Genomic DNA, 22,004 nt, shown 5'->3' on the forward strand with positions numbered 1-22,004 from the left:
ACCATGAGTGAAACCACCACCACCCCACCGGCCTTCGACACCCCCGTTCCGGAGGGCTCCGAAGCCCGCTATCTTGCCCTGGCCGCACGCTTCCGCCCCGTCTTCGAGGCCATCGCCGTCGACGCCGTCGCCCGCGAACAGGACCATGTGCTTCCCTTCGAACAAGTCGGGTGGCTGCAGGAGGCCGGTTTCACCACCTTGCGGGTGCCGGCCGAATACGGCGGGGACCCGGTGAACCATGAACACCTGTTCCGGCTGCTGGTGGAATTGGCTGCCGCCGATTCCAACGTGGCCCATCTGCTGCGATCACATTTTTCCTTCGTCGAAACCATCGCCTTGCAGCCGAGGGACTTCCGCAACACCTGGTTCCCGCGGGTACTGGCCGGGCAGATCTTCGGCAATGCGGCCACCGAACGCGGTGGCAACGCCCTGGGCACCACGGCAACGAAACTGAGCGAGCACGACGGCGGATGGGTCCTCAACGGTGCGAAGTACTACACCACCGGCAGCATCTTCGCCGACTGGGTGGTCGTGATGGCCAGCACCGAAGGTGTCGAAGGCCGGCAGTACGCCGTCGTTCCGGTCGGGGCCGACGGGGTGACCATCCACGATGACTGGGACGGCTTCGGCCAACCGTTGACCGGCACCGGAACCGCGATCTTCGACAACGTGGCCGTCGAGTCTGCAAACATCATTTCCCGCAAGGTCACCAGCACGCTGGAACCGGCGTTCTTCCAGCTCGTGCTGCTCGCCGTGCTGGCCGGGATTGGGCGGGCCGCGCTGCGCGACGCCTCCGAACTCGTCGCCGCCCGCACCCGGACGTTCAATACCGGATCCGGTGGACTCTTCCGCGATGACGCACAGATCCAGGAACATGTCGGCACCCTCGCCGCACGGGTCTATGCCGCCGAAGCAGTGGTTGCTGCAGCGGCCCGCGACCTGGACGCCGCCGTCGATCCGGCTTTGGCCCTGGACACGGAAGCGGCGTTCCTGCGCGCCGAAATCGCCGTGCAGAAAGCCCAGGTGACTGTCCCGCCGCTGGTTCTCGATGCCGCAGGGGCCCTTTTCGACGTGACCGGGGCCTCCGCCACCAGCCGCGGGAAATCCTTGGACCGGCACTGGCGCAACGCCCGCACGGTGGCCACCCACAACCCGGCGGCCTTCAAGGCCCGCTCCGTCGGTGACTTCCACATCAACGGCACCATCCCCATCGGCCTGAACAGCATCGGTGAAGCCACCACGACTCCGAAGGACACCACCCGAGCATGAGCACCAACCAACGCCCGCGCCTGCTGCTGAGCGCCTTTTTGATGAACACCCCGAGCCACATCCTGGGAGGCCAGTGGCGTCACCCCGAGGCCCAACAGCACCGCTATAACGAGCTCGGTCTGTGGGTGGATCTAGCCCGGCAACTCGAGGACGCAAAATTCGATGCCCTGTTCTTCGCCGACGTGGTGGGCCTCTACGGCGACCATGAGGGAGGGTGGGCCTCGCTGGTGGAGAAGGGGCTGCAGGTACCCTCCAATGACCCTCTGGTGCTGGCCTCCGCCCTGGCCGCGACCACCTCTCAGATCGGGTTGGCGCTGACCAGCTCAGTGGTGCAGTCCGACCCGTTCCAGATGGCCCGCCAGTTCTCCACCCTCGATCACCTCTCCGGAGGCCGGGTCGCCTGGAACATCGTGACCAGCGTGTTGGAGAACTCCCACCGCAACTTCGGGGCCACGGGTCTGGCCGCCCATGCAGACCGCTATGACTGGGCCGAGGAATACGTCTCCGCCGTCTATAAACTATGGGAAGGCTCCTGGGCGGATGGGGCTGTGCTGGCCGATAAGCAGACCGGTCGCTATGCCGACCCGGCCCTGGTGAACAAGATCCACCATGAAGGCCCCCGCTATTCCATCGAAGGCCCGCATTTGTCCTCGCCGAGCCCGCAGCGCACCCCGTTCCTCTTCCAAGCCGGCAGCTCACCGCGTGGTAAGGCCTTCGCCGCGGCCCATGCCGAGGCCACGTTCCTGTTCGCCCCGAACACCGAATACGTGCGCAAACAATCAACGGCCATCCGGGCGGCCGAAGCCGCAGCGGGAAGGTCGCCGGGGGACGCGAAGATCTTTGCCGGGCTGTCCTTCGTCGTGGGCAGCACCGAGGCAGAGGTCAAGCGCAAGGAGGCCGAATATGACCAGTACCTGGACCCCCACGCCCTGATCGCGCATATCGGCGGGGGCATCGGCGTGGACCTCGGGGGCCTGGACTTGGACACCCCGCTGGGCGATATCGAAACCGAAGGGGCACGCGGGGTCCTCGAGGCGGTCATCGCCTCGGTACCCGGCGGTAAGCCGACCGTCGGAGATCTGGCCCGCTCGCGGGCGAAAGCACAACAGATCGCCGGCACCCCGGAACAAATCGTCGACGAACTTGAGCGGTGGCAGGATGCCGGGATCAATGGGGTCAACATCATCAACCAGATCCTTCCCGGCTCCTATACCGACTTCATCGAGGGGGTCCTTCCAGAACTGCGGGCCCGCGGTCTGGCCCAAAGCGAGTACGCACCCGGGACCCTGCGGGAAAAGGTCTTCGGCAGGAAGGCCACCCTGGAGGACAACCACCCGGCCGCCGCCTACCGGGGAGCGTTCTCCAAGCACTCGGCAGCTGCCACCCAGCAGACGGCCCCGGTGGGCTGACGGGCGCCGGTGGGCCTTGTAAGGTGGGGGCCATGACGGAACCAGCACCGCAGAACCAACCGTCCGATGCCGAGCTGGCAGGGATCCCCGATCTGGAGATCCCCGCAGCCGATATCCCGGAGGCCGATATTGCCGATGTCGACATCCCCGCGGCACCGGTCCGTCCGCCGTCCACCCCCGGGGAATCGGCACCGCCAGGTCTCGATCTTGCGGGGACCGGCCGTCGCGGAGCCGTCGTTGAACCGGAGGTTCCCGAGGTCGAAGGACCACCGTTGGGCACCACCGATCCGCAGCTGCGCACCACTGAGCCGGTCCTGAACGTGTCCGATCCGGTGCTTTCCGAACCGGTGCTGCGCGAGCCGGTACTCGGTGATGGCGGGACCGACGGTCCACAGCTGCGCCAGCACCACATCAACGATCCGGACACCATCCGGCGTCTGCTCACCACCCCGGCCCGTTGGGCCATCGTCGGTCTGTCCAATAATCCGATGCGAGCCGCCGTCGGGGTGGCGCGGATCGTGCGTGATGACCTGGGCATGGACATCGTCCCGGTCTCGCTGAAGGGGGACACCGTCCACGGGGAGCGGGGCTACACCCGGCTCGATGAGATCCCCGGGACCATCGACGTCGTGGACTGCTTCGTGAACTCGCAGAAGGTCGGCGCCATCGTCGACCAGGCCATCGACATCGGCGCGAAGGCCGTGTGGCTCCAGGTCGGGGTCATCGATGAAGCCGCCGCGGCCCGCGCCACGGCCGCCGGACTGGATGTGGTCATGGACGCCTGCCCGGCGATCGAGCGGCGCAACCTGATGCGCTCCTAGAGCCCGGCACCCTGTTTCATCTCGTCATAGCGCGAGCGCATGAACAAGAAGACCGCGTAGGCCATCAGGCCGACGGCGATCGCGATGAGGGCGAAGGAACCAAACGGCTGATCGCGCACTGCCTTGAGGGCACCATCGAGGCCGGTGGAATCCTCGGGGTCGTGTTGCGCCGTGGAGACGACGATCAGCAGTCCCAGCGCGGCCAGAGTCAGCCCCTTGGCCACGTAACCCGCGGTGCCCAGGATCATCAGGGTTCGCTGCACCGTGGGGCTGGAGGGCCGGCGCAGGCTCTTGGTGAACTTTCTGGCCACGCCGGAGTAGATGAAATAGATCCCGACGCCGATGACGACCAGGCCGGCGATGATCAGGGCGACGCTTCCGGCGGGTGAGGACATGAGGGTGGCCGAAATGGACGTGCTCTGTTGGGAGGAGTCCTTTCCGGCGCCGAGGGCGTAGCTGCCGAACGTGGTGCCGATGGCCGCGAAGACGACGCCGGTGCCCGCCTGTTTGACGATGAAACCGAGGCCCTTCTGGCTGGGAACGATGGCCTGGGCCAGGCTCCAGACCGCCAACAGGAGGCAGCCCAGGAAGCAGATCCAGATCAGGATCTCGCCACCGGGTTGTGCGGAGAGCGTCCTCATGGCGCCCGACTGGTCGGCATCCCCGCCACGCGCCAAGGCGACATTCAAGGTCAGGAAGCCCAGCATGGCATGCAGGATGCCGTTGGCCACGAAGCCAAGCCGTGCCGCGCGTTCGAACCATTCGCTGCGGACTGCCTTGCGGGCCTCGACGGCCGCCTTGTCGGTGTTCTTCATCCCCTGAGTTTAGGCCGAAGGAGCCGCGCGTTGGCGCATCAGCGCCAGCGGCAGAGTGGCCAGCGAGATTCCGGCGGCCACCAACAGGGCGATGGGGAAGGACAGCCCCGCGGCCAGGGCTCCCACGAGCACCGATCCCAGACCGGTTCCGGCATCAAAGCCCATGTTCCAGACGGCGCTCGCCGTCCCATACTGTGCTGGCCGTACTGCCGAAAGGGAGAGCAGCAAGGTGAGGTTCTGTAGGCCGCCATAGGTGATGCCGATGATCGTCATGGCCACCAGGAGCAGGGGGACCCGGGTCGCGTCGGGATCCTTCACCGCGAGGGCTGCCAGCACGAGTCCGAGACAGGTGAGCAGCACCAGCGGCCAGAGGAAGGCTTTCGTCCCGTGCCGATCGGCCAGGGCTCCCAGGCGCCACCGGCTGACGGCAGCGGTGGCGGTCAGCAGGGCCAGACCCCCGGTCGTTGCGGTGGGGGAGGAGCTCATTTGCGGGACGAAGGTGATCAATGCGCCACCCGCGAGGGTCACGGCAAGGAGCAGGATCATCGGTTGGAAGAGTCCACCCGGAAGCCGGGGGAGCCGCCGCCCGGTTGTCGCCGTGGTGCCCTCGGCGGGCAGGTCGCGCTCCTGGGCCGGGCGGCGACGGGACTGTTCGGCTGCGCGGACACGTAGGGCCTGGGCCAACCGGGGGGCTGCCACGATACCCAGCAGCGGCAGGGTTCCCAGGGCGAAAACCGCCCAGAAACCGATCGTGTCGGCCAGCCACGGACCGGCAGGTAACAGGAGCAGTTGGGGTACGGCGATTGCCGCGCCATAGGCCCCGATGGCTGCGCCATGCCTCGCCGGTGCCACCAGATGGGCGACCGCAGCGGAACCGGTGACCGTCAAGATTCCGAACCCCACCCCACGGATCAACGACAGCGCCAGGATCCAACCGAGCTGATCGGAGATGAGCATCAGGAGGGAGGGCCCGCCGAGGAGCAGCAGACCCGCGGCGAGAACTCGGCCCGTTCCCAGTCGTTGCAGTAACCGCGGGACGAAACCCTGGGTGAGGACGGTGGCCAGCAGGAGGGCGCCATTAACGAGGCCGGAACCGGCCTCATCAGCTCCACCGTGGACTGCCCAGAGCGGGGCCATGGGCAGCAGGGCGGCGAAACCTGCGAAACCGGCGGCCGTCAGGGACAGTAGCGCCGGCATTCCGGGGGCGCGCCACACCGATTTCTGGCGGGAAGGATCAGAGCTGTTCACGAAGCCCCACCCTAGCAAGGGAGACCATCAGCACATCGCGCTCATTTGAGTCCAACTATTTGCTCATATGTTATGCTCGGATTTGTTAGCTACATCACGATCGGAGCACATCATGACGCGTCTGCAGGCCGGGGCCCTAGCCGAACTCAACGACCTGGTCGCAGTGCCCGGGTATCCACTGGGGCAACGACGCATCGGCATCGTGCACTTTGGTGTCGGAGGCTTCCATCGGGCCCATCAGGCGATGTATCTCGACGCGTTGATGAACTCGGGTCAGGATCTGGACTGGGCCATCTGCGGCGTCGGGCTCATGCCCCACGACCAGCGCATGCGCGATGTCATGGCCGAGCAGGACGGCCTGTATACCTTGGTGGCCAAGGCCCCCGATGGAACGCGCGATGCCCGGGTCGTCGGTTCGATCGCCCGCTACCTTTATGCCCCGGACGGTCCCGAGCTGGTCCTGGCGCAGCTCACCGACCCGATGGTGCGGATCGTGTCGCTCACCGTGACCGAGGGGGGCTACAACTACAACCCCTCCACCGGGGAATTCGACGCCACTACCCCTGCGGTCGCCGCCGATCTGGCCGAGGATGCCGTACCAACCACCACGTTCGGGTTCGTCACCGAGGCGCTGCGTCGCCGCCGAGCCGCCGGAGTCGCGCCGTTCACGGTGATGAGTTGCGACAACATCCAAGGCAACGGCCACCTGGCCGCAAAGGTCTTCACCGCCTTCGCCCGGTTGAAGGATCCGGAGCTCGGAGCGTGGGTGGCCGAGCAGGTGCCCTTCCCGAACTCCATGGTCGATCGGATCACCCCGGTCACCACCGATGCCGACCGGGCTGACATTGCGGCCGAATACGGTGTGGAAGACGCCTGGCCGGTGGTCTGCGAGGACTTCATCCAATGGGTCCTGGAGGACAGATTCCCCGCCGGGCGCCCCGACTGGGGGTCGGTAGGAGTCCAGCTCGTCGACGACGTTGAACCCTATGAGCTGATGAAACTACGCCTGCTCAACTGCAGCCACCAGGGCATCGCCTACCTTGGCTACCTCGCCGGGTACCGCTTCGCCCACGAGGCCTGCTCCGACCCGCTGCTCGTCGAGTTCCTCCTCGCCTATATGGAACGCGAGGCCACCCCCACACTCAAGCCCGTGCCGGGGATCGACCTGGACGCCTACCGGCACGAGCTCATCGAACGTTTCGCCAACGAACAGGTCCAGGACACCCTGGCCCGGCTGGCCGCTGAATCCTCCGATCGGATCCCCACCTGGCTGGTCCCGGTCATCCGGGCGAACCTGTCCGACGGCGGAGCGGTGCGCCTGAGTGCCGCGATCGTCGCTTCCTGGGCCCGCTACGCCCGCGGGGTCGACGAGGCAGGGCAGCCCATCGAGGTCGTCGACCGGCTCCGGGATCGCGTCCTCGCCGCCGCGGCCGCCCAGGATGAGGACCCGTTGGCGTTCCTGCGCGACCGGGAACTCTTCGGCGATCTGGTCGACCACGAGGACTTCACCAAGCCCTATCTGCAGGCCTTGGCCATCCTGGACGACGGCGGGGCGCTGGCCCTGCTGCGCACCCTCCGTGAGGACGGCTGGAACTAGGACTCCGCCTCCCTGCGGCAGCCTCGAGAAGGGGCCTACACCCCATAGAGGCGGGTGCGTTCGGCGGCGTACAGGGTGCGCGATTCCCGCCCCCAGCCGTCGCCCGACGGACTGAGGCGGGCCTGGGCGTGCCGCTCGAAGACCGGCAATTCCCCGGTGGCCGCCCACGCGGCCTGCCGGGCGGCGCCCAGGGCCACGTATTCGCCGGCTTCCAGGACGTCCACGTTGATTCCCAGCAGTTCGGGGGCCACCGCCCGCAAGGATGCCGAGCGGGCGCCACCGCCGATCAGTAGTGCCCGTTGGGCCGGACGCGACACCTCGGAGAGGGCTTCGGCGGCATCGGCCAGCGAATTCATCACGGCCAGGACGGAGGATCGGGCCAGATTCTCCCGGGTCAACGAGGCCCGGCTCATACCGGTCAGGGACCCGGAGGCTCCCGGAAGATTGGGCGTGCGTTCGCCATCGAAATAGGGCATGAGGTTCAGTCCTCCGGCCAACGGGTCCCCGGAGGAGGCGAGCCGGTCGAATTCAGCCAGCCCAACGCCGAGCAGTTCGGCGGTGGTGGCCATCACCCGGGCCGAATTGATCACCGCGAGCAAGGGGAGGTAGCCGCCGGTGGCGTCGGCGAATCCGGCCACCGCCCCCGTGGGGTCCGCGGTGGGGCGATCCGGTACGGAGGCGAAAACGGTGCCCGAGGTGCCGATGGACACCGCAATTTCCCTGGATTGCAGGCCCAGGCCCAGGGCGGCTGCGGCATTGTCGCCGGCGCCCGCCGAGACAACCGCCCCGTCGGCCCCGAACTCGGGCAGGAGGTGGCCGCCGACGGCGTCCGGGGCGATCACCTCGGGTAGCTCGGGGGCGCGACCGAAATATTCGGTCAGCAGTTCGGGGAGGTATCCGGTAGCAGGGTGGTAATAGGCGGTGCCGCTGGTATCGGAGCGATCCGTGAACCAGCTGCCCGTGAGCACGTGGTTCAGATAATCGTGGGGCAGCACCACGCGGTGCACCCGTGCCGCGGCTTCGGGCTCGTTCCGGGCCAGCCAGGCCAGCTTCGTCAGGGTGAAGGAGGCCACCGGGACCGACCCCACCTCGCGGGCCCAGAAATCGGCCCCGTGGTCGGAGACCATGGCCGCGGCCTCGGGAGCGCTGCGGGTGTCGTTCCACAACAGCGCATCGAAGACCGGTTCCCCGGCCGCGTCCAGGGCGACCATGCCATGCTGTTGGGCGGCCAGCCCGACGCCGATGACTGTACCCGCCCCCGCCGGGTCTGCTTCTTTCCAGGCGCGGTGCAGGGCGGCGGCCCAGATCCGCGGATCGATGCTGGTCCCATCGGGATGGGCCACCTTGGCCGAGCGCAATTCGGCCCCGGTGGCGGCATCCAGGACCAGCACCTTGCAGGACTGGGTCGAGGAATCAATGCCGACGACGACGTCGCTCATGCCGGATCCTCCGTCGCGGTTGCTTCAATCAGGTCAAGCTCTGTGGCCAGGGCGTGGGCCAGTGACGGGCCGAGGACCAAGTGGTTCACGATTCCGGCGGCCACCGCAGCGCGGACCCCCGCGACACCGTCCGGGCTGGGGGCGACCATCACCACTTGCGGGGTGGCTTTCAGCTGGGCCAGTGAGACGGCGATGACACAATCATCGACCCCTGCCGCTGCCGCCGAACCGTCGGCGGCCAGCAGTCGGCCCGAACATTCGGCGACGGTGCCCGCCGCGGTGGCGGCCCGACGCTGGGTGGGGGAGAGGCGTTCATAGACGGTCGACTTCCCGGGGGCCCAATCGCCCAGGGCGACGACGGCGACATCGAGATCCTCCGCTGCCTTCAGGGCGTCGGAGATCTCCGGCTGGCGGCGCAGGCTCGCGGCCGTCTCGGCCGTTTCAAGGATGAGCGGGGCCGGCAGGGGCCAGGTCCGGCCACCGGCTGCTGCTCCGAGCCGATGGATCAGCGCCCCCGAACCGCTGCCGCCGGTGACGGTGATGGAGCCGGCGAGCTGGACGACGTCGCAACCGGGCAGTGTTGGCAGGTGTCCGGCCATGGCCTGCAAGGTGCGCGACCAGGAGACCCCCAGTCGGCATCCCTCGGTGACGACCCGGGCGACGACTCCTGCCGCGGCACGGGCCAGCCGGTCGCGTTCGTCGAGGGCCCCCGTCGGGGTCGGGGCGATGGTCACCGTCGTGATGCCGAGGGCGCGGGCCAGTTCCGCTTCTTCGACGGGTACGGCTGCGGGGCGACGGATGGTGATCTGCACGATTCCTTCGTGGCGTGCCTCATCAAGATAGCGGGCGACCTGGAAGCGGGAGATCCCGTGGGTCTTGGCGATCTCGACCTTGGAGGTGTTTTCGAGGTAATACTCGCTGGCGATCTGCGCCAACATTTCCTCGTGCCGTTCGGGCATGGGGTGGCTTCCTTCGTTTAGGCCGGCACTCCGTCGTGTCGGACTCATGTGAGTTGAATGTCTTGCTCAAATGATCTTATATGACTAGAGTCACATAACAAATGAGCAGTTGGTAGATATCACATGAGCGAAATGATCGCTCGGGCGAGGAGCACATCATGGCGATACGGGATTTCTCCCTCAGCCGCCGAGGATTCATGGGGGCAGGGCTCGGTGCCATGGCCGCTGCAGGGCTCAGTGCCTGTTCGGGACAGGCGACGGCGGGAGGGAAGACCAGCCTGATCGTCGCCATCGTCTCCAACCCGCAGATGACCGATGCGATCTCCTTGATGGATGACTTCCGGTCCAAGCACCCGGGGATCGATGTCCGTTTCGTCTCGCTTCCCGAAAACGAGGCCCGCGCGAAGATCACCGCCTCCGTAGCCACCGAAGGCGGGGAGTTCGATGTCGTGATGATCTCCAACTACGAGACGCCGATGTGGGCAGAAAACGGCTGGATCACCGATCTGAGTCCCTATATGGAACAGACCGAAGGCTACGATGCCAAAGATTTCATTCCGACCATCCGTGAGGCACTGACCCATCGGGGGGGCCAATACTCGGTGCCGTTCTACGGAGAGTCCTCGTTCGTGGTCTACCGCGAAGACCTCTTCGAGAAGGCGGGGCTGAGCATGCCCGAACAGCCGACCTGGGAACAGATCCGCGGATTCGCGCAGAAACTTCACGCGCCGGAGAAGGGTTTCTCGGGGATTTGCCTGCGCGGACTGGCCGGCTGGGGCGAAGTGATGGCACCGCTGGACACCGTCATCAACACCTACGGTGGCCGCTGGTTCGACGAGGACTGGAACGCCACCCTGGATAGCCCCGAGGTCCACGAGGCAGTCGCCGGCTATGTGGACCTGGTGCGCAGCTACGGTCAGCCCGGGGCAGCGACCTCGGGCTACGGCGACTGCATTACCCGCTTCTCCCAAGGAAATGCGGCCATGTGGTATGACGCCACGGCCATGGTCTCCTCCATTGAGGACCCGTCCTCATCGAAGGTCACCGGCAAGACCAACTATGCCCTGGCACCGGTCAAGGAGACCGATTCGGCCGGCTGGCTCTACACCTGGGCGCTGGCCATCCCCGAAACCAGCCGGAAGAAGCAGGCCGCCTGGGATTTCATCGCCTGGATGACCAATAAGGAATACCTGAAACTGGTCGGCAACTCCATCGGTTGGGAACGGCTGCCCCCGGGCAGCCGCACCTCCACCTATGAAATCCCCGAATATGCCGCGATCGCCAAGGACTATGCGACACCGACCTTGAAGGCCATGGGCAATGCCACCCAGGACAAGTCCATGGTCCATCCGGTGCCCTATACCGGACTGCAGTTCGTGGGAATCCCCGAATTTCAGGACCTCGGCACCCGGGTGGCGCAGCAGATCTCAGCCTCCATCGCCGGAAGCCAAAGCGTCGAAGAGGCGCTGCGCCAATCGCAGGACTTCGCGGCCACCGTGGCCCGGACCTACCAGAAGAAGGGCTAGGCCATGAGCACGTTGACCCAGCCGGACCGCCAGCAAGCGGCCGCCGGCTCCGAAACGCACGCAGCGCAACAGCGTCGCGCCCAGCGTCGGGAGGGGTGGAGCCGCCGGCTGCCGCTACTTCCCGCACTGATCTTCACGATCGTCGTCACCCAGCTGCCCTTCCTGCTGACCATCTGGTATTCGCTGCGTTCCTGGAACCTGTTGCGTCCTGACGGCAATATCTTCGTGGGACTGCAGAACTTCGTGGACATCTTCTCCGATTCCACGTTCCGGGTCGCCGCGGTGAACTCGGTGGTGATCACCTTGGGCTGTGTTGCCGTGGCCCTGGTCCTGGGCACGTTCTTCGCGATTCTCCTGGACCGGGAATTCTTGGGCCGGGGGATCGTGCGGACCCTGCTGATCACCCCGTTCCTGATCATGCCGGTGGCCTCCTCGCTGCTGTGGAGCGTTTCGATGCTCAACCCCAGTTACGGGATGGTCAACTGGGTGCTCGGACTCGTCGGGATCGGACCGATCGACTTCACCTCATCCGCACCGCTGCTGTCGGTGGTGATCGCCCTGGTGTGGCAGTGGACCCCCTTCATGATGCTGCTGGTCCTAGCCGGGCTGCAGGCCCAATCCAAGGACGTCCTGGAAGCCGCTTCGCTGGATGGCGCCGGCTGGTGGAAGACCTTCACCTGGGTGACCATGCCGCAACTGCGCAGGTATATGGAACTGGCCGTGTTGCTGGGTTCGATCTACGTGGTCAACACTTTCGACCAGATCTACCTGATGACCGCCGGCGGGCCCGGCACGGCTAGCGCGAACCTGCCGTTCTACATCTACCAACGTGCCTTCCTCGGTTTCGATATCGGCCAGGCGGCCGCCATGGGCGTCGTGGTCGTCATCGCGACGATCCTCATCGCCACCTTTGCGCTGCGCTTGATCTTCCGCAGCTTCGACGACAAGGAGCTGTCATGAGCACCACGACCCAACAAGCCGCAGGGCCCGGCACCCGGGCCGAGAATCCTGAAGTCTATAAACCGCGCCGGAAGGGGGTGATCAGCGGGAGTCTGCTGACCACGTTCACCTGGATCGCCGCACTGGTGTTCTTCGCCCCGATCGCGTGGATGGTGATGACCTCCTTCAAACAGGAGAACGTGGCCGCTTCGAGTCCGCCCAGCTTCTTCTTCGAACCCACGCTGGATCAGTACAAGGCGGTTCTGGGCTCGGATGCCGCCCCCTACTTCCTGAACTCGCTTATTGCCACCGGTGTTTCGACGCTGTTGGTGATCCTCCTGGCCATTCCGGCGTCCTACGCGTTGAGTATCCGGCCGGTGAAGAAGACCAATGACGTGTTGTTCTTCTTCATCTCCACCAAGATGCTCCCGATCGTCGCGGTGATCATGCCGATCTATGTGATCTCCGGTCAGTTGCGGGCCCTGGACAGCATCTGGACGTTGGTCATCCTCTACACGGCCATGAACCTGCCGATCGCCGTGTGGATGATGCGTTCCTTCTTCCAGGAGGTCCCCGGGGAGGTGCTGGAAGCCGCATCGGTGGACGGTGCCGGGCTGATCAAGACGTTGCGCTCCGTGTTGATCCCGATGGTCACCCCGGGTATCGCGGCGACCGCGCTGATTTGTGTGATCTTCTCCTGGAACGAGTTCTTCTTTGCCCTGAACCTCACCGCCGCGAAGGCGGCGACGGTCCCGGTGTTCCTGATATCGCAGATGACCAGTGAGGGGCTGTTCCTGGCCCAGCTGTCGGCGGCCTCGGTGTTGGCTTCGTTGCCGGTGGTCCTGGCCGGTTGGTTGGCGCAGAAGCAGCTGGTCCGTGGCCTGTCGATGGGTGCGGTGAAATAAACAGCAGCCACTTCTTCCTGCGGCACGACGCCGGCGCCCCTCGGGTGCCGGCGTCGTGCCGCGTAGGATGCCGGGTATGGACGACTCAGCCTTCCGTGCCTATTGCCTCGGGTTGCCGGGTGCCTTCGAGGACCACCCGTTCGGTCCCGGTGCGACCGTGTTCAAGGTGGCCGGATCACCCGAAGGGCGGGTGAAGATGTTCGCCCTGCTCTGGGACGGATCGGACCCGGCGCGGGCGAACCTGAAATGCGAGCCGATCCTGGCAGACCAGCTGCGTGCTGCGCACCCGGAAATCACTCCCGGATACCATATGAGCAAAAAACACTGGAACACCGTGGCCTGCGCCGGATCCCTTGACGACGCCACGGTGCGCGACCTGATCGAGGACTCCTACGACCTGGTCGTCGAATCACTGCCGAAGGCCGAGCGCGAACGCCTGGGGTGGAAGGGCCTGACTCGGGGATAGGCTGGTCGCATGATTTTCATTGTCGTGAAATACAAGGTCAAGCACGAATTCGTCGACTCGTTCCTCGAGATCACCCGACCCTTCACCGAGGCCACGCGTGCCGAGGAAGGCAACCTCTGGTTCGAGTGGTCGCGCAGCGTTGAAACGGAAAACGAGTTCGTACTCGTCGAGGCTTTCCAGGACGGAGCCGGTGAGGCCCACGTCCGCAGCCAGCACTTCGCCGACGGTCTGGAGGCCATGCGGCCGACCTTGGCCGAGACCCCGCAGATCGTCAGCCGTCAGATCGAAGGCGAAGGCTGGGAGCAGATGGGCGAACTCCAGGTCGACGCCTGAAGCACGCACCCTACGAGGTGCCCGGATTTAAACCGATTCGCCCGTCGAGACCTCAACGTCGAAACCGACAGGGGTTCCCTGTTCAACGGTGCGTGAGACCGTGCAGTGCTTATCGTGGGAGAGCTTGACCAGGCGTTCGACCATGCTGGCCGCCTTCTGGCCGGCGGCGTCATCGCCGAAGGCCAGCTTGAAAGCCAGATTCAGGTTCTCCATCCGGCTGGCACCGCCCTCGTCGGCGACCTTGTCGCCCGAGGCGGCGACCTCAAATCTGGTCGGTTCAGCGCTGCGTGAGGTGGCGACGTCCACGTCGATGGCGGAGCAGCCGGCGATGGCTGCCAAGAGGAGTTCCACGGGGGAGAGCAACCCCTCTCCCTGGCCGAATTCGACCTCGGCTCCTGCCGCATTCCGTGCGGTGTAGTGGCCCGTTTTATTACGGGATAACTCGATGGAACGGGTGTTGGAATCCTGGGTTTCACTCATGCAACCATCATGCCATCGGCGGGTGGGTCCCGACGGCGGCGGGATACGCTGGCGCTGTCGTCGTCTTCTAGGAGGAACCCCATGAATCGCCCGCACTCGGTCGCCGGGATGTTCGTTGCCACCCTTGTGCTGTGGTTGGTATCCATCGGCTGTGGAATCGCCGCCGGACTCACGCTGAACTGGAGCGCAGATCAGGGGCAGCAAATGCAGCCGCTGGTCATCATCGGGGCCGTGGCCGCGGTGGGGTCGGCCATTTTTGCCCTCTGGACCGGGTGGCGGGCCTGTCGGGCGCTGGATTATCTGGTGGCCAACGCCCGATAGGGCGTTGGCCACCGCATCATCCCATCGCCCAGGGTCAGCCCTGTGCCGGGGAGGTCTCCGCAACCGAGGTGCGTCGCATCCGCTTGCCGTTGATCAGGCCGATGGACACCGAGGCGACCAGCAGGACGCCCATGCCGATCAGCAAAGGGTAGGGCCCAAACTGGTAGATCAGGGGCATTGCGGCTGCGGTGATCAGGCCGCCGCCAAAGAACGGTTCAAAGACCAATTGCTTATATCCGAAGGCCTCGTAGGCGGGGCTCTTTCCCTCGGGGTCGGCGATCCGCATGAGAATCAGGCCCGTCGCCGTGACACCCATGGACTGCCCGAAGTCGCCGATCCCGCGTTCAAACCAGTACTTCGGGATGTAGCGCCGAGCCAGGAAGAATAGTACGACGACGTTCCACACGATGCCCACACCGGCCAGGAGCAGGAAGGGGCCGATGTTGGCGGCGATCGCCTTCAACGACAAGGATGCCAGGGCGCTGACGATGAGCAGGTCCAGGGCCAGGCCTTGGATGCGCATCATGGAGCCACGGTCGATGAGATGGAGCTTCCCGGTCTTGTCCAGCACGAGCTGGATGATGACCCCACCGAGCATCGCCAACGGGAAGAGTGGAACGTATTCGAACACCTTGACGGAGTCGGCCCAGGTGACGCTCTCGATCCACTGAAGCGCTGAGAGCAGTAGCTGGCCGACGAGGATGGCCAGCGCGATGAACGCCACATGCAGGGTCATGCTTTCCACCGAGGAGGAGCGCACGGTCAATTGGCCAGCCGAGGGCTGATTGTCCTTGGAGTAGAGGCCCTTGAGCTCGTCGTCCGGAAGTTTGGTCGAAGCGGAGATGACCTCGGTCCTGCCCGTGCGTACCGCCCAGTTGATGGCAGCAATACCGATGACGATGCCGCTGACGATCCCGATGGTGGCCATGCCCAGTGCCAGATCCGGGCCTTCGGTAAAGCCCAGTTCGTTCATGACGGGGGCCATGCCAGCTGCCGTGCCGTGGCCGCCCTCGAAGCCGATCTCGATCAGCGCCCCGGCCATGGGGGTCATCCCGAAGATCGGGACCAAGACCAGGACGGCCAAGGCCAGGCCGAAGACGTATTGCCCGGAAGCGAAGGTGACCCCGAGGCTCAGCTGCGGCCCCAGGAGTCGTGCCGCCCGTTTGGGTGAGGGGATCGATTCACCCATGAACAGCGCCGCGAAAACCACGCTGATGAGCAGGCCGGGCAAGGTGCCCCAGACTTCAAGGATCTGCGTTCCGAAGAGGCCACCTTCGGCGAACCTGTCGGTACCGGCTAGTGATGCCAGATTGCCGAACACGTAGGGGCCCAGCAGCAACGCCAGGAATCCTCCGAGGATCGAGGCCGGCAGGAACAACTTTTGTGCGATCTTGCTACGTACCCGGATCAGCTTGCCGAGAAGGACGATGAGTCCCAACAGGACAAGAGCCAGGCCCACGACGTCTGCCGACATGGTTCTCCGATTCTTGGTGGGCGGACGCTGTCACAGCAGCGGCGCGGTGGTCGATCGGCAATTATTGCGTGATGCAGGCCTCGCGGTCCACTTGATTGGTCGGCCCTGAGAGCAGGTTCCGCGTCGCTGCGTGACAAATAGTCGCAATGCGTGAACAAGATCACAGGATTTTCGTTGAATCTGAGTGAATTCTGTGCATGGCTCGTGGACTCTTGGTTGGATCGCAGCGGAGGAATGACTTACTTCTGGTGGATCTGCACGCGGTGCCCGTCGGGGCTCTCGACGAAAGCGAAAGAGCCCCACGACTGGATATCGGGGTCGGTAACCGTGGCACCACGCTCGCGGAGCCAGTCGACGGTCGCCTCGATGTCGTCGCATGCATACGTCAGGTAGGCCCCCTCTCCGACCTGTTTGCTGGCCTGACCAGCGTCGAGCAGTGCCATCGTGGTCGCTCCCTCCGCTGGCGCCAGCTCAAGCCAGCGGGCGCCGTGGCCCATGTCCTGATCGGTGACGACCGAGAACCCCAGCAGGTCGCGGTAGAACCTCAGGGATGCTTCCTGATCCGAGACGTACAACATGGCGGTGCCGATGTGGGTGATCATGCGGTCACGGTACTCGGAAGGGGTCTGCCGGCCAATAGGTCAGGCGGGTCCCGCTAGAGTCACGGGATGCGATTTTCTGCTTTCGACTGGTATGTCGAGCACGTCTTGGGTCCACGGACAGACCTTGCTTCCGTTGAGCCGGAGGAACAAAACGGCGACTACGAATCAGGCCTCGTGGTGCTTTCCGGGCAGCGCTGGCGGTTGCGTGCCGCACGCCTCACCCCGACGAAGCCGGGAGCCTTCGTGGCTGTATGGCGTCGATCCGCGCAGGGCGACACCGAGCCCTTTCCGGCAGACGATGCGGTAGCGGGGCTCGCAGTGTTCGTGGCGGGGGAGGACCAACGCCGTGGAGTCTTCTGGTTCACCGCCGAACACTTGCGCGAGCTGGGCATCACCAGTTCCGGTAGACACCCCGGCAAACGCGGGTTCCGTGTCTATCCTGCCTGGTGCACCGGCCTGAATCGGCAGGCGTCGAGAACCCAGGCTGCGCAGTCGGCCGCGTTTGTCCAGCTCTGGCCAGCTTCGGGGCCCTGACCCCTGTCCGGGCGGAAATTGCGACAGAATGGCAGCATGGACGCCAACGCATCGGAAACCGCTCCGGCCCAGGGATCCCTCAAGCGCAGCCTGACGCTGGGCCAACTGGTCTTCTACGGTCTGGTCTTCATTGGCCCGGCGGCTGCCGTCGGGATTTATGGCACCCTCGACGCCAAGTCCGGGGGAGCTGTGGCGTCGGTCTACGTCATCGCTACCCTGGTCATGGCCTTTACCGCCTCCAGCTACATGCGCATGTCCCGGGAGATTCCCCGGGCCGGCTCCGTCTTCGCTTATGCCGGGGCGGGGATCGGGCCCCGCGCCGGGTATGTCTCGGGGTGGATGATCCTGCTGGACTACCTGCTCATCCCCTCGGTCGCCTACATGTTCACCGGCATCGCACTGAACTCGTTGTTCCCGGCAGTGCCCATCTGGGTTTTCGTGGCCGTCGCCGTGGTGGGGACCACGGCGCTGAACCTCGCCGGGGTACGCGTCGCCTCCAAGGTGATCACCGCAGTCGTCCTCCTGGAGGTCCTGGTCCTGCTCATCGTGTTGGTCTGCGGTGCCTACGTGTTGGCGACGGCCGGCCCGGAGCGGCCCTGGCTGAGCCCCTTCGTCGGGATCGGAGGGTTCTCGCTGGTGGCTGTCCTGGCTGCCGTCTCCGTCGCTGTGCTTTCCTTCCTGGGGTTCGACGCGTTGGCCACCTTCGCCGAAGAGACCAAGGGCACCGTCCGGCTCGTCGGCCGGGCGACGCTGATCTGCCTGGTGGTCGCTGGACTGCTCTTCGTGGCACAAACCTACGTCGGAGCCTTGCTCTCCAGCACGACACCGGCGCAGCTGGCCGCTGACCCGAGCCTGGAAGGTGCTGCCTATTATGTGGCTGTCGAGGAGAGTGTCGGTGAATGGCTGCACTGGCTGCTGGCCCTGTCCAAGGCGGCGGGCGCGGCCTTCGCTGCGATGGTCGGGCAAGGCGCCGGTAGCCGAATCATCATGGACATGGCCCGGGAGCGGCGTCTGCCCCACGCGCTGGCCCATGTCTCTGAGCGGACCGGGGTGCCGGTACGCAGCATCCTGATCACCGCAGCCGGGAACATTGTCGTCGCCGTCTGGGCGGCCACCCGGGCCGATGGGCTCGATATTCTCAGCTCCATTGTGAACGTCGGGGCGCTGACGGCGTTCATCCTGCTGCACGTCTCGGTCATCGGCTACTACCTGGTCCGCCAAAAGGCCGCCGCGCGCGGGACCTGGTTCGCCCATGGAGTCATCCCCGCCGTTGGGGCCGTGCTGCTGGTCATTGTCCTGGCCTCGGCCACCGAACTGGCGCTGCTCGTCGGAATCGTCTGGTTCGGGGTCGGCCTCATCGTCGCCTTCGCCTCGCACCGGAACAGTCGAGCCCGAGGCGGGGTCAGACCGTCAGCGCCAGGATCTCCACGCGGTTTCCGAAACCATCGCGGCAGTGGAAACGCTCAAACCCCTCCAATGAAACCCGTTCCACCCAGGACACCTCGAAACCGGCGGCAGTGATCGAGTCGGCGCGTTGCTCGAGTTCGACGACGGATCCCACCAGCAGGGCCGGGTGCGCTTTCTTCGCTGGGACGAATGGATCGTCGACCCCCACATGGATCTCCGCCTCCACGGTGCGACCGTCGGCAGCCACGGAACGGAACCAGCATCCTCCGCGGCCCGCCAGCGAATCCGGCTTCTCGACTTCCTGGAAGCCGAGGGCATCGGCATAGAAGCGGCGCGCCTGGTCCTCCGCGCCGCGTGGCATCGACACCTGGACATGGTGCAGCAGCATTCTCGGCTCCCGTTCGTTTGCTTCGTTGGGGTCCAACCTAGTCGCCAAGGCCTGCCCGGCGTCGAACTTCGCGCGCCGGAAGACGCACACCCGAGGCGGGAGTAGGCTCGGGGCATGAACCTGTTGGCACCGCTGAGAACCCGCCTGCGGATGACGTTCGCCGGCCAAGCCGAAAGCGTTCCTGCCTGGGAAAACGCGTTGGAGAACGGCGAAGACGCCGGATACTTCGACGCCGGGTCTGCCGTCTGGCAGGTGAACGGGGGGACGACGCCGATTGCCGCCGGAATCCGCGCACTCCTGATTCAGGCACTGCATCCGGGCGCGCTCGCCGGCGTCGCCGAGCATTCGAACTACCGCGAGGACCCGCTGGGACGGCTCGCAGGAACCATCCGGTGGATCTTCACGCTGACCTACGGCGATACGGTCGCCGCCCACGAAGCCTGCAGGTATGTGCGCAAACTCCACGTTCCGGTCCACGGGGACTATACGGATGGGCACGGTACGGACCAGCGGTATTCAGCGAACGACCCCGGCCTGTCCGAATGGGTCCACCTGGCTTTCACCGACGCGTTCCTACGTTCGTACGAACTCTTCCGTGGCCCCGTGCCGGCACGGCTCGGCGGCGCCGACGCCTATGTCGGCCAATGGGCGAAGGCCGGTGAACTCATGGGGGTCATCAATCCGCCGCGCACCGACGCCGAACTGCGGGAGCGTCTGCAGGGATACGACGACGAAGGCCTCCTGACTGGTGGACACCGCGTGGATGAGGTGGTTTCCTTCCTGAGGAACCCGCCGCTGGATCCGATGCTGCTGCCCGGCTACCGTCTGCTCTTCGCTGCTGTGGTCGATTCACTCCCTGACCGTTATCGTGAACTGCTCGGACTGCAGGCTCCCGCGGTGAGGCTGCCCGGCGGGCGGCAGCTCCATGTGCCGGTACGCCCCGCGGCGAAGGCGTCGTTGGCCGTCATCGGGGCCGCCTTGGACAAACAGGTTCCCAGTGAACTGGCGGCTCTCCGTCGCCTTGCCCGGATCGGCCGGCCAGGGGACCTCACCTACACCGACTTCGGTTTGACCGAACTCGGCCGCGCCCCGGCGGGTTACCGCACCGTCAGGCGTCGAGCGCGTGTGGGGAACGGCGAGGACGCGTTCCGCCGGCTGGCCGACGGGATCCTGGGCTGGGAGATGCACCGCGGTGCCGGGCTGAGGGTGCCGGAGGAGACCCCGCGGGCAGCTCCTGGCGTCCGTGTCGTCTCGGGAATGGGGGCCGGGCCGGTGCGGTTGCCGGCACCCTGCCGCGTGCTCTGGAGCCAAGAGCCCGAAGCGGCTGATCCAACAACAGGCCCGCGCAGGGCGGGCTTCGGGTACGGAACCCTCCAAGGTCACCCCGTGGCGGGGGAAGAAGCCTTCACCGCCGTGCTCGATGACGACGGCACCGTCTGGTTCGAGGTCCTGGCCTATTCGCGGCCAGCCAACTGGTTGATGCGGGCCGCGGCACCGGTGACTCAACGAACCCAGGAGTGGGTGACTCGGGCCTACTTCAGGTCGGCCGAACGGTTGGCCGACGCCCGGCTGTTCTGAGAATGGAAGACCTGAGACTCCTGAGGAATCAGGGCCGGGGCGTCCGGCGGCGGAGAGGACTGTTGACCACCCGGCGGGAGGACCTAGACACCGGGGGGCTCGAGATGACGATCTGGGACCCTTGGTCGTTGCGCTCGGTCCTGGCGATCAGATCCGGGAGGGTTGGTGCTTCACCGCCGTCGATTTCGTCGCGGAGCTGCGGCAACGGTGGCGATTGCGGTCGGCCCATACCTTGGCGGCCTAGGGCCAGCGAGATCAACAAGGTGGCGACCCCGGCCACTGCCAGGATGGTCGCCCAGAGCCAGGTGCTCTGGAACGCGCCGGAGAGCAGGAGCAGGGCAGGGATCGTCGCCGAAAGATGGGCGATGATCACGGTGAACCAGCCGGTGGCTGCGGTCAGCGACTCCATGCCCAGCGCGAGCACCAGGTAGAACATCAGCCACAGGATGGCCCACAACAGCCAGATCACCCCGAAGACCGGATCCCCGACCAGGGAGAACTGCAGGTAGGACATGACGACGGCGACGCCGGAGACGAACAGTGAAAACCAGCCGACCCCTTCGCCATCGAGCCCGAAGGTGATGTTGAAGGCGATGTAGAGGTAGGTGAATCCGAACAGGTACAGGCCCGAGGCGGAGAGCGTCATGGCCGGATCACCACCGGATTGGGCGATGATGATGGTCGGGAAGATGACCTGCATGGCCCCGACGAAGTAGTTCATCGGTGCCGCTGCTCTTCCGGGCACGAAACCCAGCAGCATGAGGCCGTTGATGAAGAGTACGGCGCCGACATACAGCAGTCCTACGTTTCCCATGGGGAACTCCTCGAGAAGTCGTGTTGACCGGTGGAGGTCCCCGATGGGTGGGCCAGCAGGTGGTGGCGCACGCGAGGGTGGTCGATGAGGCTCATTATAGTCTCGAATCCGAGACCCGCCAACGCGGATTCAGGTACTTGGCAGGTGTCGCGGACGCACAGAATTGTCTTTCCCGAACGGCAAGACAGATGTAATGTGGCCGCATGGATCCCGATCACCACTTGAGCGCAACCGAAGCCAGGGAATCGCTGGAAGCCCTGGATGCCGTCGGCGACCTCAACGCCGAACGCCTGCACCGTCCGCGACGCTACTGGCCGATGGTCGGCGCCCTGCTGGCAGTCCTTGCCTTGGTGCCCCTGGCCACCGACCTGCTGCCTCCGTTGGTGGTGTTCCTCCTGATGCCGGGGATGATCGTGGTGATCTTCAGCGTCGCTGCGCGGAAGCAGCCCCCTGCTGTCCGTCATATCCGCCTGCAGGGTTCCATGTGGCTTCCTTATCTTGGTGGTGTTCTGGTGATCGGGGTGGTCGGTGGCCTCAACGCCGCCCTCTACGACCTCCACGGCTGGTGGTGGAGCCCCGTCATCGCCGCCGTCGGGATGTTCCTGTTCTGCGCTGTCGGCGGACCGGCGCTGGACCGTTGCTGGATCGGACGTGCTCGGAGTCGGCGGGACTGAGACTCC

General features: G+C 65.6%; 23 protein-coding genes. 14 read left to right on the forward strand and 9 right to left on the reverse strand.

Annotation, left to right across the window (positions count from 1 at the left end; translation table 11 throughout):
* Positions 1-3: 3 nt before the first annotated feature.
* From CIK75_RS09045 to CIK75_RS16530, 3 genes are all read left to right on the forward strand, one after another.
* On the forward strand, positions 4-1,269 hold the full coding sequence (locus CIK75_RS09045; RefSeq protein WP_096223772.1) for an acyl-CoA dehydrogenase family protein: 1,266 nt from the start codon (positions 4-6) through the stop codon (positions 1,267-1,269).
* Positions 1,266-2,678 (forward strand): NtaA/DmoA family FMN-dependent monooxygenase, encoded by a 1,413-nt coding sequence (locus CIK75_RS09050; RefSeq protein WP_096223774.1) that lies wholly within the window; start codon positions 1,266-1,268, stop codon positions 2,676-2,678. Before CIK75_RS09045 ends, CIK75_RS09050 begins: the two co-directional genes overlap by 4 nt.
* Positions 2,679-3,073: 395 nt before the next feature.
* Positions 3,074-3,499 carry a CoA-binding protein gene (locus CIK75_RS16530; RefSeq protein WP_241895395.1) on the forward strand — a complete coding sequence of 142 codons (426 nt, stop codon included), beginning with the start codon at positions 3,074-3,076 and terminating at the stop codon, positions 3,497-3,499.
* On the opposite strand, the gene CIK75_RS09060 is transcribed toward CIK75_RS16530, so the two are convergent.
* Positions 3,496-4,314: a DUF1206 domain-containing protein gene (locus CIK75_RS09060; RefSeq protein ID WP_096223778.1), complete on the reverse strand. Its 819-nt coding sequence runs from the start codon at positions 4,312-4,314 to the stop codon at positions 3,496-3,498. The two genes, CIK75_RS16530 and CIK75_RS09060, sit on opposite strands and share 4 nt — an antisense overlap.
* A gap of 9 nt (positions 4,315-4,323) precedes the next feature.
* Positions 4,324-5,562: an MFS transporter gene (locus tag CIK75_RS09065; protein ID WP_241895380.1), complete on the reverse strand. Its 1,239-nt coding sequence runs from the start codon at positions 5,560-5,562 to the stop codon at positions 4,324-4,326.
* 112 nt (positions 5,563-5,674) lie between these two features.
* Here CIK75_RS09065 and CIK75_RS09070 point away from each other — a divergent pair, with 112 nt between their 5' ends.
* A complete protein-coding gene (locus tag CIK75_RS09070) occupies positions 5,675-7,159 on the forward strand; it encodes a mannitol dehydrogenase family protein (protein WP_096223782.1) in 1,485 nt (494 codons plus the stop codon).
* A gap of 35 nt (positions 7,160-7,194) precedes the next feature.
* On the opposite strand, the gene CIK75_RS09075 is transcribed toward CIK75_RS09070, so the two are convergent.
* The gene (locus CIK75_RS09075) at positions 7,195-8,598 is read right to left on the reverse strand and encodes an FGGY family carbohydrate kinase (protein ID WP_086999333.1); all 1,404 of its coding nucleotides are present in this window, start codon (positions 8,596-8,598) and stop codon (positions 7,195-7,197) included.
* The gene (locus tag CIK75_RS09080; protein WP_158225932.1) at positions 8,595-9,557 is read right to left on the reverse strand and encodes a sugar-binding domain-containing protein; all 963 of its coding nucleotides are present in this window, start codon (positions 9,555-9,557) and stop codon (positions 8,595-8,597) included. The genes CIK75_RS09075 and CIK75_RS09080 overlap by 4 nt, the downstream gene beginning before the upstream one ends.
* Positions 9,558-9,775: 218 nt before the next feature.
* On the opposite strand from CIK75_RS09080, the gene CIK75_RS09085 reads away from it, so the two are divergent.
* The 5 genes from CIK75_RS09085 (at position 9,776) to CIK75_RS09105 (ending at position 13,726) form a co-directional block, all read left to right on the forward strand.
* A complete protein-coding gene (locus tag CIK75_RS09085) occupies positions 9,776-11,083 on the forward strand; it encodes a sugar ABC transporter substrate-binding protein (protein WP_342744382.1) in 1,308 nt (435 codons plus the stop codon).
* A 3-nt stretch (positions 11,084-11,086) separates the two neighbouring features.
* A complete protein-coding gene (locus CIK75_RS09090; protein WP_086999327.1) occupies positions 11,087-12,043 on the forward strand; it encodes a sugar ABC transporter permease in 957 nt (318 codons plus the stop codon).
* Complete coding sequence (locus CIK75_RS09095) at positions 12,040-12,927, forward strand: carbohydrate ABC transporter permease (protein ID WP_086999324.1); 888 nt, start codon at positions 12,040-12,042, stop codon at positions 12,925-12,927. Before CIK75_RS09090 ends, CIK75_RS09095 begins: the two co-directional genes overlap by 4 nt.
* Positions 12,928-13,003: 76 nt before the next feature.
* Positions 13,004-13,393, forward strand: a complete 390-nt coding sequence (locus tag CIK75_RS09100) for an MmcQ/YjbR family DNA-binding protein (RefSeq protein WP_096223784.1) — start codon at positions 13,004-13,006, stop codon at positions 13,391-13,393.
* 9 nt (positions 13,394-13,402) lie between these two features.
* Positions 13,403-13,726 (forward strand): putative quinol monooxygenase, encoded by a 324-nt coding sequence (locus tag CIK75_RS09105; RefSeq protein ID WP_096223786.1) that lies wholly within the window; start codon positions 13,403-13,405, stop codon positions 13,724-13,726.
* A 27-nt stretch (positions 13,727-13,753) separates the two neighbouring features.
* On the opposite strand, the gene CIK75_RS09110 is transcribed toward CIK75_RS09105, so the two are convergent.
* Positions 13,754-14,206, reverse strand: coding sequence for an OsmC family protein (locus CIK75_RS09110; RefSeq protein WP_086999316.1), 453 nt, complete (start codon positions 14,204-14,206; stop codon positions 13,754-13,756).
* Between the two features lie 81 nt (positions 14,207-14,287).
* Between CIK75_RS09110 and CIK75_RS09115 the strand changes: the two genes are divergently transcribed.
* The gene (locus tag CIK75_RS09115) at positions 14,288-14,527 is read left to right on the forward strand and encodes a hypothetical protein (protein ID WP_096223788.1); all 240 of its coding nucleotides are present in this window, start codon (positions 14,288-14,290) and stop codon (positions 14,525-14,527) included.
* Positions 14,528-14,561: 34 nt separating this feature from the next.
* On the opposite strand, the gene CIK75_RS09120 is transcribed toward CIK75_RS09115, so the two are convergent.
* Together CIK75_RS09120 and CIK75_RS09125 are read right to left on the reverse strand one after the other, a co-directional pair.
* A complete protein-coding gene (locus CIK75_RS09120) occupies positions 14,562-16,001 on the reverse strand; it encodes a sodium/glutamate symporter (RefSeq protein ID WP_096223790.1) in 1,440 nt (479 codons plus the stop codon).
* Positions 16,002-16,240: 239 nt separating this feature from the next.
* Positions 16,241-16,603 carry a VOC family protein gene (locus CIK75_RS09125; protein ID WP_096223792.1) on the reverse strand — a complete coding sequence of 121 codons (363 nt, stop codon included), beginning with the start codon at positions 16,601-16,603 and terminating at the stop codon, positions 16,241-16,243.
* Between the two features lie 66 nt (positions 16,604-16,669).
* Between CIK75_RS09125 and CIK75_RS09130 the strand changes: the two genes are divergently transcribed.
* Together CIK75_RS09130 and CIK75_RS09135 are read left to right on the forward strand one after the other, a co-directional pair.
* Positions 16,670-17,137, forward strand: coding sequence for a MepB family protein (locus tag CIK75_RS09130; RefSeq protein WP_096223794.1), 468 nt, complete (start codon positions 16,670-16,672; stop codon positions 17,135-17,137).
* Between the two features lie 36 nt (positions 17,138-17,173).
* Positions 17,174-18,658: an APC family permease gene (locus tag CIK75_RS09135; RefSeq protein ID WP_096223796.1), complete on the forward strand. Its 1,485-nt coding sequence runs from the start codon at positions 17,174-17,176 to the stop codon at positions 18,656-18,658.
* Here the strand turns inward: CIK75_RS09135 and CIK75_RS09140 are convergent.
* On the reverse strand, positions 18,540-18,932 hold the full coding sequence (locus CIK75_RS09140; RefSeq protein WP_096223798.1) for a VOC family protein: 393 nt from the start codon (positions 18,930-18,932) through the stop codon (positions 18,540-18,542). The two genes, CIK75_RS09135 and CIK75_RS09140, sit on opposite strands and share 119 nt — an antisense overlap.
* Positions 18,933-19,046: 114 nt before the next feature.
* Between CIK75_RS09140 and CIK75_RS16650 the strand changes: the two genes are divergently transcribed.
* A complete protein-coding gene (locus CIK75_RS16650) occupies positions 19,047-20,510 on the forward strand; it encodes a DUF1990 family protein (protein ID WP_343251896.1) in 1,464 nt (487 codons plus the stop codon).
* 28 nt (positions 20,511-20,538) lie between these two features.
* Here CIK75_RS16650 and CIK75_RS09150 read toward each other — a convergent pair whose 3' ends face one another.
* On the reverse strand, positions 20,539-21,324 hold the full coding sequence (locus tag CIK75_RS09150) for an AmiS/UreI family transporter (protein WP_096223800.1): 786 nt from the start codon (positions 21,322-21,324) through the stop codon (positions 20,539-20,541).
* 203 nt (positions 21,325-21,527) lie between these two features.
* Here CIK75_RS09150 and CIK75_RS09155 point away from each other — a divergent pair, with 203 nt between their 5' ends.
* On the forward strand, positions 21,528-21,998 hold the full coding sequence (locus CIK75_RS09155) for a hypothetical protein (protein WP_096223802.1): 471 nt from the start codon (positions 21,528-21,530) through the stop codon (positions 21,996-21,998).
* The last annotated feature ends 6 nt before the right edge of the window (positions 21,999-22,004 follow it).

The organism is Glutamicibacter sp. BW78 (assembly GCF_002332245.1).
Lineage (GTDB): Bacteria > Actinomycetota > Actinomycetes > Actinomycetales > Micrococcaceae > Arthrobacter_H > Arthrobacter_H rhombi_A.